Origin of the sequence: Stutzerimonas nitrititolerans (genome assembly GCF_003696285.1) — a bacterium.
Lineage (GTDB): Bacteria > Pseudomonadota > Gammaproteobacteria > Pseudomonadales > Pseudomonadaceae > Stutzerimonas > Stutzerimonas nitrititolerans.
The window spans coordinates 89,604-105,025 of the sequence record NZ_RFFL01000001.1 but is presented as its reverse complement, the minus strand read 5'-3'; the positions used below and the strand labels follow the sequence as shown (position 1 = coordinate 105,025).

9 protein-coding genes and 1 tRNA gene are annotated in these 15,422 nt (G+C 67.9%); 2 read left to right on the top strand and 8 right to left on the bottom strand.

What is annotated here, in order from left to right; all coding sequences use genetic code 11:
• Window positions 1–23: 23 nt before the first annotated feature.
• Together EA795_RS00455 and gabD are read right to left on the bottom strand one after the other, a co-directional pair.
• Complete coding sequence (locus EA795_RS00455; protein ID WP_122074959.1) at window positions 24–1,226, bottom strand: HDOD domain-containing protein; 1,203 nt, start codon at window positions 1,224–1,226, stop codon at window positions 24–26.
• Window positions 1,227–1,430: 204 nt separating this feature from the next.
• Complete coding sequence (gene gabD / locus EA795_RS00450) at window positions 1,431–2,879, bottom strand: NADP-dependent succinate-semialdehyde dehydrogenase (RefSeq protein ID WP_122074957.1); 1,449 nt, start codon at window positions 2,877–2,879, stop codon at window positions 1,431–1,433.
• Window positions 2,880–3,188: 309 nt separating this feature from the next.
• Between gabD and EA795_RS00445 the strand changes: the two genes are divergently transcribed.
• Window positions 3,189–3,644: a c-type cytochrome gene (locus tag EA795_RS00445; RefSeq protein ID WP_177331124.1), complete on the top strand. Its 456-nt coding sequence runs from the start codon at window positions 3,189–3,191 to the stop codon at window positions 3,642–3,644.
• Between the two features lie 34 nt (window positions 3,645–3,678).
• Here the strand turns inward: EA795_RS00445 and EA795_RS00440 are convergent, their stop codons facing one another.
• Window positions 3,679–4,374 carry a cytochrome b/b6 domain-containing protein gene (locus EA795_RS00440; RefSeq protein ID WP_058073771.1) on the bottom strand — a complete coding sequence of 232 codons (696 nt, stop codon included), beginning with the start codon at window positions 4,372–4,374 and terminating at the stop codon, window positions 3,679–3,681.
• A gap of 212 nt (window positions 4,375–4,586) precedes the next feature.
• On the opposite strand from EA795_RS00440, the gene EA795_RS00435 reads away from it, so the two are divergent.
• Window positions 4,587–4,663: transfer RNA gene (locus tag EA795_RS00435), tRNA-Arg, on the top strand.
• 87 nt (window positions 4,664–4,750) lie between these two features.
• Here the strand turns inward: EA795_RS00435 and EA795_RS00430 are convergent.
• The 5 genes from EA795_RS00430 to recC all read right to left on the bottom strand — a co-directional run bounded on the left by EA795_RS00430 (window position 4,751) and on the right by recC (window position 15,283).
• A complete protein-coding gene (locus tag EA795_RS00430) occupies window positions 4,751–5,143 on the bottom strand; it encodes a hypothetical protein (protein ID WP_065984613.1) in 393 nt (130 codons plus the stop codon).
• Window positions 5,144–5,314: 171 nt separating this feature from the next.
• Window positions 5,315–6,109, bottom strand: coding sequence for a hypothetical protein (locus EA795_RS00425; protein WP_240644973.1), 795 nt, complete (start codon window positions 6,107–6,109; stop codon window positions 5,315–5,317).
• On the bottom strand, window positions 6,094–8,190 hold the full coding sequence (recD, locus tag EA795_RS00420; protein WP_122074953.1) for an exodeoxyribonuclease V subunit alpha: 2,097 nt from the start codon (window positions 8,188–8,190) through the stop codon (window positions 6,094–6,096). The genes EA795_RS00425 and recD overlap by 16 nt, the downstream gene beginning before the upstream one ends.
• Window positions 8,187–11,843: an exodeoxyribonuclease V subunit beta gene (gene recB / locus EA795_RS00415; RefSeq protein WP_122074951.1), complete on the bottom strand. Its 3,657-nt coding sequence runs from the start codon at window positions 11,841–11,843 to the stop codon at window positions 8,187–8,189. The genes recD and recB overlap by 4 nt, the downstream gene beginning before the upstream one ends.
• A complete protein-coding gene (recC, locus tag EA795_RS00410) occupies window positions 11,840–15,283 on the bottom strand; it encodes an exodeoxyribonuclease V subunit gamma (RefSeq protein ID WP_122074949.1) in 3,444 nt (1,147 codons plus the stop codon). Before recC ends, recB begins: the two co-directional genes overlap by 4 nt.
• Between the last annotated feature and the right edge of the window lie 139 nt (window positions 15,284–15,422).

Below are 15,422 nucleotides of genomic sequence, written 5' to 3'. Positions count from 1 at the left end.
CAGGGTGCGGGAAGGAAGGGGAATCAGCGCTCGGCGGCGAGCGGGGCCTGTTCGAGCAGGGTCGGGTCCAGCCGCAGCAGCCGTGCCGGCCGGGACTCGGCCAGGTGGGCGGGCGGCGTTTCGGGCGGCAGTTCCATCAGCAACCGTACGAGGTTGAGCACCAGCGCCTCGCGGCTCAATGCGCCGGCGCCCAGCGCATAGTAGGCACCGATCAATTGGCGCAGGCCAAGCGGCAGACGCCAGCGGGCGCGCAACGCCGAGCCGTAGCCGGCAGCACGCTCGGCCAGATGACGTTGCAGCTCGGCCTCGTCCAGCTCGCCACCGCCATCGAGCCAGTCCTGCAAGGTACGCAGCAAGGCCAGCTCGCCGATGTTCTGCAACAGCCCGGCGGTGTAGCAGAGCCTGGCATCGAGCTGCAGCCGGCGCGCCAGCCAGGCGGCCAGCTCGGCGCCATAGAGCGCCTGGTTCGTCAGCTTCACGGCCTGCGCAGCCAGGCGTGGGTCGGCCAGACGCGCATTGCGCTGACTGGCCAACTGGCCGAGCAGTTCCTGGCTGCGCTTGTTGCCCAGGCGCAGCAATGCCTGCTCCAGGGTCTGGCTGGGCTGGTCCTGCTGTGGCCCATGACTGTTGACAAAACTGATCACGCGGGCGGTGACCTGCGGATCGCACACCAGCGCCGCGTGTTCCTCGGCCAGGTCGCTCTGCCCGGCCAACAGGCTTTCGATCGCAGCATGGGCTGCCTCGCTCAGCGGCGCACCGCGATTGTTGAGCCGCATGCGTTCGAGAAAGCTGTCGAGGCTGGCATCGACCTGTCGGGCACGCCCGATGCCGCCGGCCGAACGGGGCAGCAACTTGTCCAACCGCTGGCGGATATTGTCGAGGTCATAAGGTTTGCCGAGGTAAGCGGCCGGCGCCAGCGGTAACACGGCCCGCACGCTGATGGCATCGGTACGCTCGCTGATGAGCACGCACGGCAGGCGCTGGGTCGGCCCGTGCTGGCGCAGTTCACGCAGCAGGGCTATGCCGTCGAGCCCTTCCAGCTCGCCGTCGAGAATCAGCAGGCTCGGCACCTGGCGCCGACAGGCTGCCAGTGCCGAGCGACCATCGCTGAAGGATGCCACCCGCATGCCCGGACGCAGTTCGTTCACCAACTGGCACAGCTGGTCGGCGCGCCAGGGCTCACTGTAGGCGATCAGGACGAAGGAAACCTGGGAAAGGAGGGGCATGGACCTGCTCGACAGAACCGAAACGACCGGGGGAACCGAATGGGAGTCAGACGCTCCTTGTTTCCCCGACGGCACGGTCGCCGTTTCGTCGCAGCCATACCGGCCACCTCAGGATGACGACGGGCGCACCGGAAATCATCGGCGACATTCCGGTGACGCTCGCTGCACGCGTTGCAGCCTTACGAAACGGAGCAGGTCCGAATCTCACAGCCCCAGGCAGAGGTACTTGATCTCCAGGTAATCCTCGATGCCGTACTTGGAGCCTTCGCGCCCGAGGCCGGAGGATTTCACGCCGCCGAAGGGTGCCACCTCGGTGGAGATCATCCCGGTGTTGACGCCCACCATGCCCGACTCCAGCGCTTCGGCCACACGGAACACGCGGCCCAGGTCGCGCGCATAGAAGTACGCGGCCAGGCCGAACTCGGTGTCGTTGGCCAAAGCGATGGCTTCGGCCTCGTCCTTGAAGCGGAACAGCGGCGCCAGCGGGCCGAAGGTTTCTTCCTTGGCCACCTTGGCCGTGTGCGGCACGTTGATCATCAGGGTCGGTTCGAAATAGCTGCCGCCCAGGCTGTGCGCGTTGCCGCCGGTGACCACCCGGGCGCCGTTGGCCACGGCGTCCTCGATATGTTCCTTGACCTTGGCCGCGGCGCGATCGTCGATCAGCGGGCCGACATCGACGCCATCGTCCAGGCCGTTGCCGATCTTCAGCTTCTCAACCGCCGCCTGGAATTTCTGCGCGAAGGCATCGTACACGCCGTCCTGCACGTAGATACGGTTGACGCACACACAGGTCTGCCCGGCGTTGCGGTACTTGGACTGCATGGCGCCCTTCACCGCCTCGTCCAGGTCGGCATCGTCGAACACCAGGAAGGGCGCGTTGCCGCCCAGCTCCAGCGAAACCTTCTTGATGCCTGGCGCGCACTGCTCCATCAGCTTGGCGCCGACTTCGGTGGACCCGGTGAAAGTGATCTTGCGCACGATGGGGTTAGCGGTCAGCTCGTTGCCGATATCGCCCGCCGAGCCGGTCACCACGCTGAACACGCCTTTGGGGATGCCGGCGCGCTCGGCCAGCTCGGCCAGCGCCAGAGCGGAGAACGGCGTCTGGCTGGCGGGCTTGACCACCATGGTGCAGCCGGCGGCCAGCGCCGGACCGGCCTTGCGGGTGATCATCGCCGCCGGGAAATTCCACGGCGTGATCGCGGCGGTGACGCCGATCGGCTGCTTGATTACGATGATGCGCTTGTCTTTCTGGTGCCCTGGAATGGTATCGCCGTAGATGCGCTTGGCTTCCTCGGCGAACCACTCGATGAAGGACGCGGCGTAGGCGATCTCACCGCGCGACTCGGTCAGCGGCTTGCCCTGCTCCAGGGTCATCAGCCGGGCCAGGTCTTCCTGGTTCTGCATGATCAGCTCGAACCAGCGGCGCAGCGTCTGCGAACGCTCCTTGGCCGTAAGGTCGCGCCAGGCCGGCAACGCGCGCTCGGCCGCCTCGATGGCACGGCGAGTCTCGGCGGCGCCCATCTTCGGCACCGTACCGAGGACTTCACCACCGGCTGGGTTGTTCACCTCGAGCGTCTGTCCGCCGTCGGCATCGAGCCAGGCGCCATCGACATAGGCCTGCTGGCGGAACAGGGAAGAATCTTTCAGTTGCATGGCGCTCTCCTAAATCCGCGTCATTGAATAGATGTGCGCGACTACTATCTGAACCGCCGGACCCGACGCGGTTCAGCCGCCTGCCAAGTGATGAAGACCATCCTATGACCCTGATCGGCGACCCGGCAAGCTCATGGATCGTGGCGTTGTCGGAGCATAGATCAGCCTGATGCCAAGCCCGGCGGCGAACGCTTCGTCAACCCTTGTTACAGGTCACCACCCGGACGGCAACGCGCAAGGTATAGTCTCGCGCGGCGGCCCCGGCCGTCCCGACTGATGGATTATCAAGGAGTTAACGTGAAAGCACTGTTGATGGGCGCTATGGCGGCGGCCCTGCTGGCAAGCACTGCTGCGCAAGCGCAAATGAAACCGGAAGAAATGGTGGAAACCCGCCAGGCCGGCTACCAGTTCATGGCCTGGAACATGGGCAAGATCAAGGCACAGGTCATCGACGGCAAGGAGGCCTACGACCAGGCCAAGGTCGCCGCGGCCGCCAACACCATCGCCGCCATCGCCAACTCCGGCATGGGCGCCCTGTACAGCCCGGAAACCACCACCGAGCAGTTGGGCAACAAGACCCGCCTGAAGCCGGAGTTCTTCCAGAACCTGGAAAAAGCCGGGCAGATCGGCCGCGACTTCAGCGCCGCCGCCAACCAGCTCGCCAGCGTTGCCGCTTCGGGCGACCAAGCCGCCATCAAGAAGGCCTTCGGTGACGTCGGCGGTTCGTGCAAGTCCTGCCACGACAATTTCCGCGCCGAACGCTAAGCCCCTCGAAGCCGGCCTGCACCGGTCGGCTTCGCTACCAGTCCAGCGTGGGTGCCGGCGCAGCCGGCGGTGGCGCCATCCAGCCGGCAACCGACTGCACGCCCCACACGGTACCGACCGCCAGCGCCAGAACCAGCACCGCCGCCACCAGCGGCCCACCTTGCGCATCCTGCTGGCCGGGGTGTTCACGTTTCGCCCGCCCCGCGATCATCGCGCGCACCAGCGACTTGCGCCTGACCAGCGTGTACCAGGCGATGGCCGCCAGATGCAGGCCGATCACAGCCACCAGCAACCACTTCGCCTGCCGATGCAGCCCTGTCAGCCAGTCACTGGTATCGCTCGAAACCAGCGCGAACAGCGGTCCCTGGAAAGCGATATCGTCGGTCGCCAGCAAGCCGCTGACCACCTGAAAGCCCACCAGCCCCAGCATCGCCAGCACCGAGAGCGCACCCAGCGGGTTATGCCCCGCTTCCCGCCAGTTGCCTTGCAGATAGCTTTTCACCCCGCAGGCCGCACCCAGAATCCGTGACCAGCGCGCATAAGTGGAACCGACGAACCCCCACAGTAGCCGGAACACCAGCAACCCCAGCACCAGCAGCCCCAGCCGGCCATGCCAGACCATCAGGCCGCCGCCCAGCCAGCCCGTCACCATGGACGCGATCACCGCCACGCCGAATAACCAATGAAACACCCGCAGCGGTGCATCCCAGAGCTTGATATGGCTCGACATCCCCTCTCCTCGATCACTTCCGAACCCGGCCAGAGGCCACAGCAACCGCAAAGGGTAACAGCCGGCCCTTTCGCTGACACGACTCAAAAGGCCGCAGCAGAGGGCTTGCCGCACGCGAACCCGCCCCGAACGACGCCCGCACCACCGCCAGACCATACGCACCGCCAGCATGGACGCCCGCCAACGACATGCGTATGATTGCCCCCCGCAACGCATCCGTAGCTCAGCTGGATAGAGTACTGCCCTCCGAAGGCAGGGGTCGTGGGTTCGAATCCCGCCGGATGCGCCAGATATGAAAAGGCCCCAGGTGAAAACCTGGGGCCTTTTTGTTTTGGGGTCTCGTTTATCGATGGATCCCTTCTCGCCCTAGATGAGGTCAGCGGCGCATGCGCTCGTTCAGTCGCAGCTGGCGGAAATCCTCGTAGGTGCAGGTGCGCGGCTCGCTGCCGGTCAGGTCATAGCAACGCTGCCCATAACCCATCGGCCAATAAGCGATGCCCACTGGCGGCCAGAAAATCGAGGCCACTCGGAAGCGACTGCGCAATTTACCGCTGCTGACCGTCGCCGACTGCTGATCCACCAGACGATAAGGAATGCCACCAGCCGCGCCCCAGGAAAATGGACGGCTGCGCACAAGCCCCTCATCGAAGCTGGCGGGTCTCTCGTTGACTACCAACCGGGTGTCTTCCGGCAACTTGAACCAGGCACCTGTCGAGCAGCCAGCCATCAGCAGGGTGAGAGGGAAGAGCAGAGTCAAGTGGGCTTTCATGGGCAATCCTTTATGAGGGAACGAAAAAGAGTGGCGGTGCCGCCGAATCGCTTGTGTCCACACGGCTACGCGATTGGCCGTTTCGGCCAATCGCGCGGCAGAGCAGCGGTGCATGTAGAGTTTTTCATGTTGGTTGACTGAGCCGGCCGGTAGCACCGGCTCCGACCCCATTCAATAAACGCCATCGCGCCCGAGGCGGGGGATGAACAGCTCGGCAGCTGCCTTGCGCACCGGAGCATCCTGGGCGGGTTCGTTCTGGGCCGTATCGATCTCCACTTCGCCTCCGAACGCTCGCACGAGCGTTGGCTGCGCCAGCAGCGAAGTCAGGGCCGACTGACCGGCCTGACCATGATCGTATACACGATCGGACCCTCTGGCCTGTGCTGTTGCCAGCCGCTGCCCGGCCTCATCGATCAGTTCGGCCCGCAGGGAATAAGTCAGAATCTCGCCGATTGCGGCTTCGCTTTTCCACTCATGAACGGAGACAGCGAGCAGCAAGGCATCTGGTTTCGACGCCGCCGTCGCACCTGCCTTGGCTCCCTGCGCCGGTACACCCTTGCGCTCGAACCCGCCGAGCAGCGCAGCTCTCAAATCGTTCGCCAGCGGCTGGCCCGAGCGGGTATTCACGTCGTAGGGGATGTAATAACTACCGCGCGTTAGGCCAACGAAGGTGCCGTTTTTGTTACCCGAGAGCACATATGGCCGCATGTCCACGACTTGCACTTCCACCGCCTGGGTCAGCGCGGCTGGCAGGGCCGGGTAGCTGTGCGCGTAATCTATCTTTCGGCCGTAGGCACAACCGGTAAGCAAAACAAAAGCGATTGCGAGTGCAACGAGACGAGACATAAGGCTTCCATTCCAATTAACAGACGACATCTTTCCTGCTGCCTGCACGCGTCGCAGCAGAAGCTGCATATGCTCGCGGATAAACCTGTGACATTCAATCGCCATTAGCCGATGGTCCATACCGCGGCTTCCGCCCTCTGGCTCAACCCATCCATCAACCCACTCCGTCGCGCCACCTGCCGCTGCACGGCTTCGTCGAAGATGCCCGGGCGGGTTTCGATCAGGCTGAACCAGTGGCGGGCGCGGGTGATGCCGGTGTAGAGCAGTTCCTTGGTCAGGACCGGGTTGAGGGTGTCGGGCAGGATCAGCGCGGTGTGGGCGAATTCCGAGCCCTGGGATTTGTGTACGGTCATGGCGAACACCGTTTCCACGGCGTTGAGGCGGCTGGGCAGGATAAAGCGCAGCGTGCCGGAGCCGTCGTTGCGCGGGAAGGCTACGCGTAATACCTGATTGGGCGCGGCACCGGGCGCTTCGGCGGGTTCGGGCAGGCGCAGGGCAATGCCGATGTCGCCGTTCATCAGGCCCAGGCTGTAGTCGTTGCGCACCACCAACACCGGGCGGCCTTCGTACCAGCCGGAGTCGGCTTCCAGCAGACCGCGCCGCTGGAGCATCCCGGCAATACGCGGGTTGAGCCCTTCCACGCCCCAGGGGCCTCTGCGCACGGCGCAGAGCAGCTGGAAGCTGTCGAACGCCTCGAGCACACCGGCGGCCCAGGTTTGCCAGGCAGAGTCCTCGACCGGGCAGTTCGCATCGGGGCGGGTGGCGTGCAGCTTTTGCAGGTAATGGGCGTAGCCGCGGGCTTCACCGAAGCCGTCCAGCAGCAATCGCTCCAGCGCGCCGTCCTGCTCGCCACGCAGGCGCAGCAGGTTGAGGTCGGCGAAGCCGTCGCCGAACACTTCGCGCGCCTGGGTTGCGGCACGGGCGTTGACCGCGCGGGCCAGGCGACCGATGCCCGAGGCGCTGCCGAACCGCCGCGAGTGGCGCAGCATCACGGTGCGCTGGGCCAGGGGCTGGCGGCCGTCGCCGGGTTGCAGGCCGGCCTCGGCGAGGCATTCGCCGCCCACCTCTTCGAGCCAGGCGCGGGTCTGAGAATCGTAGAAACCGCCCTCGGCATCGCGGCACAGGTCGCCGAGCAGGCCGCCGGCTTCCACCGAGGCGAGCTGGTCCTTGTCGCCGAGCAGGATCAGCCGGGCGTGACGCGGCAGGGCGTCGAGCAGGCAGGCCATCATTTCCAGGTCGATCATCGAGGCTTCGTCCACCACCAGCACGTCCAGCGCCAGCGGATTGCCGGCGTGGTGGCGGAAGTGCCTGCTGTCCGGGCGGCTGCCGAGCAGGCGGTGCAGGGTGGTGACTTCGCTGGGGATTTCCTGCTTGACCGCCTCGGCCACCGGCAGCGAGGCGACCTGCCCGCCAATGGATTCGGTCAGCCGTGCCGCCGCCTTGCCGGTGGGCGCCGCGAGGCGGATGCGCAGCGGCTGGCCCGCGGTCAGCGCCGGCTCCTGCAGCAGCGCCAGCAGGCGCACCACGGTGGTGGTCTTGCCGGTGCCGGGGCCGCCGGTGATCAGGCTGAAGCTGCCCCGGGCGGCCAGGGCGCAGGCGAGTTTCTGCCAGTCGATCTGGCGCTGGCCGTCGATCACCGGCGGCGCGGGGAACAGCCGTTGCAGCGCCTGGGACAGGTCGACCGGCACGGTCTGGATATCGTCGAGGCGCATGCCGATGGCCGTGGCCACGGCGCGCTCGTAATTCCAGTAACGGCGCAGGTAAAGGCGCTCGCCGTGCAGCACCAGCGGCGCCTCGATGCCGTCATCGCCGCCGCTCGCCACCAGCGCGCTACCGGCCAATGCCGCACGCCAGTCGGCCAGTTCGACGCTGGCGAGCAGTTCCGACGGCAGGCGTGCGCGACTGCCTTCGTCGCCCTCGGGCGGCAGCGATAAGGCGAAATCCGGGCTGGCGAGGGTGACGGCCAGGTCCAGGCAGACGTGACCATGGCCCAGTTGATGGCTAACCAGCGCTGCGGAGAGCAGCACCAGCGGCGAGCTGTTGCCATCCAGTTCCAAGCAGAAGCCCGCCAGCGCACGATCCAGCGCCCGCAGCCAGCCATGCTCGACCCAGGCGTCGAGCAATGCCAACAGGCTCGCGGCATTCTGCAGTTCAGGCATAGGCGCAGGCGGCTGGTCCAGCAGGGACAGTTGTTCGCTCATGCGCTCACCTCCAGCATCTGGCCCTTGAACAGCGCATCGAGGGCCTCGATCAGTTCGCGCGGCGGCCGCGCCCGGTGGATGCCCTGCCCCGGCGCGCGGCTGCCGCGCAGGAACAGGTAGAGCGCGCCGCCCACGTGACGCTCGTAATCGTAATCGGGCAGGCGCAGTTGCAGCTGGCGGTGCAGCGCCAGCAGGTAGAGCACGTATTGCAGGTCGTAGCGATGGCTGGCGACCGTGGCCTGCATGGCCTCGTCGGTATAGGCGGCGTCGCCCTCGCCCAGCCAGTTGGACTTGTAGTCCACCACGTAGTAGCGCCCCTGGTGCTCGAACACCAGATCGATGAAGCCCTTGAACATGCCGTTGAGCCGGTCCGGCAGCAGCGCCGGGCGTGGCACGCCGAGCAGCACGTGGCGCTGTACCAGGGTATCGATCTGGCGTACGTCGACGCGCTGGGTCTCGAACCAGAATTCCAGCTCCGGTTGGTAGACGGTGAGCTCGGCGAGCGACACGCGCGCGTCGCCTTCCAGCTTCAGCGGCGTGGTCAGCAAGCTGCCGAGCCAGCTGTTCAGGGGCTCGATCCAGGCATCCAGCCCACGCCGCTGGCAGCGTCGGGCGATCTGTTCGCGCAGCGCGGCGGGATCGCTGGCGACCTGGGCGAAGCCGTCGCGGCCGGCCATTTCCAGCAGACCGTGGAGGAAGGTGCCGGGGTTCGGCCCGCGCGGGAACAGGTGCAGGCTGCCGGCCAGGCCGACCGGCCCCACCACGGGCGCACTCTCGCGCTCGTCGTCGGCGGCCTTCTGCGCGGCCGGGTTTTCCGGCGCGGCATCATCGAAACGCTCGATCGGCGACTCCAGGCTGTCGCCGGTGCGCAGGGCACTGTAGGAGGCGATCCACCAGTGCTCGGCGGCGCGCCGGGCAGGCGTCGGCCAGGATGGCTCGGCCTGCTCCAGCGTCGCTTCCCGGTAGCTTGAGTCGTTCGCTTCCGGGGCCGGCCGCAGCAGGCATTCGCCGGGTTTTTCCAGGGGTTCGAGCCAGCTGGCGAGCAAGCCGCTGGCACTCAATGGCTGGCCGCCGCCGAGCAGGTAGCCCAGCGCCGAACGGTGCAGCAGCGAGGCCTTGGCGTTGCCCTTCTTCAGGTCGGCGATGCCCAGCCAGCAGGCGTGGCGGGCACGGGTCAAGGCGACGTAGAGCAGGCGCAGGTCCTCGCCGAGGCGCTCGCGGTCGGCCCGCTCGATATCCTCCTCGTCCGGTTCCAGCACCAGCCGCCGGCTGTCGCCGTCCTGCAGCTGCAGCGGCCGGCCGCCCTCGGCGGGGCGGAAGCTGCAGATGAACGGCAGGAACACCAGCGGGTATTCCAGGCCCTTGGATTTGTGGATGGTCACCACGCGCACCAGCGCGGCATCGCTTTCCAGACGCAGCACCTGTTCCTCGGCCGCCGCACCCTCGCCCGCCAGCAGGGCGGCGAGATGGCGGATCAGCGCCTGTTCGCCGTCCAGCTCGGCGGCGGCTTGCTGCAGCAGCTCGGCCAGGTGCAGCAGGTTGGTCAGGGCGCGCTCGCCGTCGCTGCGCTGCATCAGTCGCTGCGGCAGGCCGAAGTCATGCAGTAGCTGGCGCAGCATCGGCAGCACGCCCTGGCGCTGCCAGCGCTGGTGGTAGTCGCGAAACTGCATGACCCGGCGTTCCCAGACGCGTTCGTTCTGGTTCAGCTGCTCCAGCTCGGCCAGTTCCAGGCCCAGGCTGCGGCTAGCCAGCGCCGCACGCAGGCGGCGGTCGACGTCCGGCTCGGCGCAGGCGCGCAGCCACAGCAGGAGGTCGCGGGCCTCCTGGCTGGCAAGCACCGAATCCTTGTCGGACAGGTAGACGCTGCGCACCCCGCACCGGGCCAGCTCGCCGCGGATCGCCTGGGCTTCGCTGCCGTCGCGCACCAGCACGGCGATATCGCTGGGCTTGAGCGGGGCGAGTTCACCCGCCCTGGCGAAACCTGCCTCGCCCTGCTGGCCGAGCACCAGCAGGCGGGTGATCTCACTGGCGGCACGCGCGGCCATCTCGCGGCGATAGAAGGTATTGGCCAGTGGCTCGGCGCTCGGCAACTGCCAGAGCGTCAGGGCCGGCGGTGTCTGCCCCGCGACCTGCCAGCGCTCCTCGCGCCCACGCGCCTTGACGCGGGAGAAAGGCAGCGGATTGTCCGCACCCTCGCGGAAGAGGAAGGCGCCCTGCCCTTCGCTGCGCGCCTCGGCTTGCTGGAACAGCCGGTTGACCGCATCGACCATCGGCTGGCTGGAGCGGAAGTTGGTGTCCAGGTCGTCCAGCCGGCCGGTCATCGCCCGCCGCGCGCGCAGGTAGGTGTGGATGTCGGCGCCGCGGAAGGCATAGATCGCCTGCTTGGGATCGCCGATCAGGAACAGGCCGCAGTCGGGACGGTTGTCCTCGATGGCGTAGATGCGGTCGAAGATGCGGTATTGCAGCGGGTCGGTGTCCTGGAATTCGTCGATCAGGGCCACCGGGAACTGCGTGCGGATCACCTGGGCCAGGCGCTCGCCGTTGTCGCTCTGCAGCGCGGCGTCGAGGCGGGTGAGCATGTCGTCGAAGCCCATCTCGGCGCGCTGGCGCTTCTCCTGCTCGAAGCGCTGGCAGATCCAGGCGGCGGCATGGCGGCGCGCCGCCTCGTCGGGGCCGGCCAGTTGCCTGAGGCGCCTGGGCAGCTCGCACATCGCCTCCAGCGCCGGGTGCCGTGGCGGCGAGCCCTGCTTCCAGCATTCGGCCAGGCCCTCGGGGGTCAGTCGGGTGAAACCGGTGCCCAGGTCCAGCGCGGCTTCGTCGCCCAGCGACCAGTGGCGCAGCTTCTCGCACCAGTTCTGGTAATAGCGCGCCTGGATCTTGCGCCCGTCGACGACCTTGTCCGCCACCGCCTGATCCAGCAACTGGCGGATCTCGTCGGCCCATTCGCACCAGCCTTCCTTGAGCGCCTTGAGCGCCCGCGCCTGTTCCTGCAGGGCGGCATCCAGCAACGTCGCCAGGCTGGTTTCGCCGGCTGCGGCGCGCTCGCCGAACAGCGGCCGCACGCTGCGCAGCAGGTTGTCGGGATGGCCCCAGCGGTTCATCACCCAGCTCAGTGCATCGCCCTGCAGCGGATAGCAGTGCAGCCGCCAGTAGTCGCGCGCCACCTGGGCGAGCAGTTCGCTGTGGTCGGTTTCCAGGGTCAGGGTGAACAGGCTGCCGCTGTCGAAGGCGTGCTCGCGCAGCATGCGCTGGCACCAGCCGTGGATGGTGGAAACGGCGGCCTCGTCCATCCACTGCGCGGCGATGTCCAGGCGGCAGGCGCAGGCCGGCCAGCGCTCGGGCGGGAAGTCGGCGCGCAACTGGCGCAGCAGGTCGTCGCCCTCCGCTTCCTCGCGAAAGACCCGCGCCGCCTCCACCAGCCGCGCACGGATGCGGTCGCGCAGCTCGCGGGTGGCGGCGTCGGTGAAGGTCACCACGAGGATTTCCGGCGGCAGCAGTTCGCGGGCGAAAGCCTGCTCGCCGCCGTGACCGAGCACCAGGCGCAAATAAAGCGCAGAGATGGTGAAGGTCTTGCCGGTACCGGCGCTGGCCTCGATCAGGCGGCTGCCGTGCAGCGGGAAGCGCAATGCCAGGGGACGGGTGTCTGCGTTCATGCCTGGGCTTGCTCCTTGAGCGCGGCGAATCGGGCGCTGAGCAGTGATTGGTAGAGCACGTGGGCCCATTCGGTGAAATCGCCGTCGGCCAGCAGGTTGGCGAGATCCGGGAACTGCCGCGCCAGGCTGGCGCAGCCGGTCACTTCGCCGCTGCGGTTGTAGCTGCCCTCAAAGGTGTCGCGAGCGGCCTTTTCGGCTTTTTCCTCATCCTCGGCGCTCAGCCAGGCGATGGCGGTGTTCAGCGCCACCGGCAACGGCGCGTTCATCCCGGCGCGCCAGGCCTCCAGCCAGCCGCGCAGGATGGCGCGGGCCTGCTCCGGCTCGACCGGCTCGAACTGCACGCTCACGTCCTCGCCGATCAGCACCGTGGTCAGCGGCAGCCCGCAGGCCGCCGCCGTCACCTGCACCACCCAGGGCCGCAGCAGGCGATGCCACTTCCAGCTCTCGCCGCGCTTGAGGCCGCCGGGCTGCAGTTCCAGGCGCAGCAGTTGCGAATCGCCGGGGCGTCGGCGCAAGCCGCCGAGCCAGCCCTGCAACTCGACGCCGGCATGCTCGAAGGCCAGCGCCGCGGGAGAATCCAGGCGCTCCGGCCACAGCTCACAGAAGGCCTGGTAGCGCTGCATCTGCTCCGGCAGCGGCGCCAGCACCTCATCGCGCAGGCGCTCGCCAAAGCCGGCCAGTGGCAACCGACCGCTGCGTTGCAGGCGCCGCGCGCCGGCCTGCAGCGCCTGTTCGATATCGGCACCGCCTTCCAGCGCCAGGCTGGCGTCGGCCAGCAGCGCCTGTTGCAAGCCGTAGCGCTGCAAGCCGTCGATGCCGAAGGGCTCCTCGTCGAGCTGCTCCTGCACCTCCTCGTCCAGGTGCACCTTGAGCCGCTGGGTGAAGAAGTGCCGCACCGGATAGCGCAGGAACCCCATCAGGCTTTCCAGGCTCAGTGCATCGTCCGGCTCGAATGGCGGCAGTGCCGCTGCGGTCGATGGCAGCGCGGCCGGCTGATGCAACCGCGCCCATTCGTGGGCATAGCTGAACAGCGCCCCGTCGCCTTCGAAATAGCGGCGGCTGAAGGGTTGCAGCGGGTGCTCGGTGGTCAGCGCCGACAGCAGCTCACCCTCGCCGGCCAGGCGCCAGCCCGCCGCCAGGTGATCGCGCAACTGGCCGAGCAGCACCGACGCGGGCCGCTCGCTGTTGTCGCGGATGCTGCGGCCGACCCAGCTGACGTAGAGCTGGTCGCGGGCGGACAGCAGCGCCTCGAGCAGCAGGTAGCGGTCGTCCTCGCGCCGCGAGCGGTCGCCGGGCCGGTAATCGCCGGCCATCAGATCGAAGTCCACCGGCGGCACACTGCGCGGGTAGTCGCCGTCGTTCATGCCCAGCAGGCAGACCAGCCGGAAGGGAATCGCGCGCATCGGCATCAGCGTGCAGAAATTCACCGCGCCGGTCAGGAAGCGCTGGCTCAGGCGACCCTGGTCGAGCGCGCCGAGCCAGGCCTCGCGCACCACGGTGAGCGGCAGCGGCTCTTCCAGCATCACCTCGGCGCAGAGCTCCAGCCAGGTTTCCAGGCCGTCGTTCAGCTGGCCCAGCAGCACCTCGTCGCGTTCGCCGCAGGGGAGGAAGAAGGCCGCCAGCAGCTCGCGCAGGATTTTGCCCCAGCGGGCCGGGCTCACGGCCTGATCGAGTTGCCGATGCAGTTGATCGAGCGCGTCCAGCAGGCGCACCAGCGGACCGATCAGCGCGGCGTCCAGGCCGCCGATCTCGTCGTAGGGCTCGATGCCGGCGCAGGCTTCGCCGCGGCCCACCGCATAGCCGAGCAGCATGCGTCGCAGGCCGAAGCGCCAGGTGTTCTGCTCCAGGCTCGGGTCCAGGCCGAAGGCCGCGCGGCGTTCGCCGTCCAGGCCCCAGCGGATGCCGGCGCCCTCGATCCAGCGGTGCAGCGTCGGCAAATCGTTTTGCTCGATGCCGAAGCGCGCACGCAGGGCCGGCACGTCGAGCAGGTCGAGCACCTCGCTGACGGTCAGGCGGCCCTCCGGCAGCTTGAGCAGATGCTCCAGGGCGATCAGCAGCGGCTCGCGGCCGCGCTGACCCTGGTCGGCGAGGGTGAAGGGGATGTAGCGCGGGTCGTCCTGGGCGAACTGGCCGAACACCGCCTGGATATGCGGTGCGTAGCGGTTGATGTCCGGCACCATGACGATGATTTCCCGCGGGCGCAGGCTGGCGTCGCGGCTGAAATGCGCCAGCAGCTGGTCGTGCAGGATCTCCACCTCGCGCTGGGCGCTGTGGGCGATGTGGAAGCGGATCGACCGATCCTCAGCCGGTTCGACCGGCGGCCAGCTGGCACGCGTCTCGGCCAGCGGGCGCAGGTCGAGGATGTCGTCCTGCAGCTGGCCGAGCAGATGCCGGGTATCACCTTCGCCGAACAGGTCGATGCGCTGGCCGGCCGCCGCGAAGCGCTCGCGGTAATGCTCCGGTTCGTCGTACATGTCCAGCAGGTTGATGTAATCGCGGCCCTGCTTGCCCCAGGCCGCCAGCAATGGGTGGGCGTGCTGGTGCAGCGCCTCGCTGGACAGCCCCGGCGCCATGCCGCCCTTGCGCTGCTGGCGGCGGTACTGGTGGCGCAGCAGGTCCTGGTCGGGAACGATATCGCCCCAGTGATGGCGACAGGGGTTGTGCACGCAGAGCAGCACCTGGGTGAAGCGCGCCATGGCTGCCAGCGCCTCCACGGCCTGGGCCGGCAGCGAGGAAATGCCGAACACCACCACCCGCCGCGGCAGCCCGGCCGGGCGCGCCTCCATCTGGCGCAGGCGCTCGACGAAGCGCGGATGTACCCCGGCGCGGCTGCCGGCCAGCTGCTCGGCGCCGACATCTTCCAGCAGCGCGCGCCACAGCGCCGGCTGCCAGCGCACCGACTCGTCCAGCGGCCGCGCGCCGTCGCGCGAGGTACGCAGCTGGTCGCGGCCTTCGGCCCAGTCGGCCAGCCAGTCGGCGCGATAGACCTGGTACTGGTCGAACAGATCTGCCAGGCGCTCGGCCAACTGGTGGCGCTTGCGCAGGTCGGCGTCGTCGGCGAGAAAGCGCCGCAGCGGGGCGAAGGCCTGGTCCTGCAGCAATGCGGGCAGCAGCCGCACCAGGCGCCAGGTCAGCGGCGCCTTGTCCAGCGGCGACTGCTGGGGAATCTCGTCGCTGCCCAGCACCGCTCGGTAGCTCTGCCAGAGAAAGCGCGCCGGCAGCTCCAGCTGGATCGCCGCGGCGATGCCACAACCGGACTGTTCGGCCAGCGCCAGCTTGAGCCACTGGGCGATGCCGTTGCTCTGCACCAGCACCACCTCGTTCTCCAGTGGCGCCAGCGGATGGCGCTGCATCCAGGCCACCGCCAGCTCGCGCAACTCCTCCAGGCGGTTGCCGTGCACCACCATCATTCCGGGGGTCAGGGTCTGCTCGTCGCGCATGGGGCTCGTCTCGGCGGCTGGGGTGGGCCATTGTCGTACATTCGGCGTCAGACTGCGTCGCGTCAGACGAATTCTCGCGGCACAAGCATGGGTGGACGGCGGCCAGAACCGCGATGGGCTTCCGGACTGCGGGTTCGAT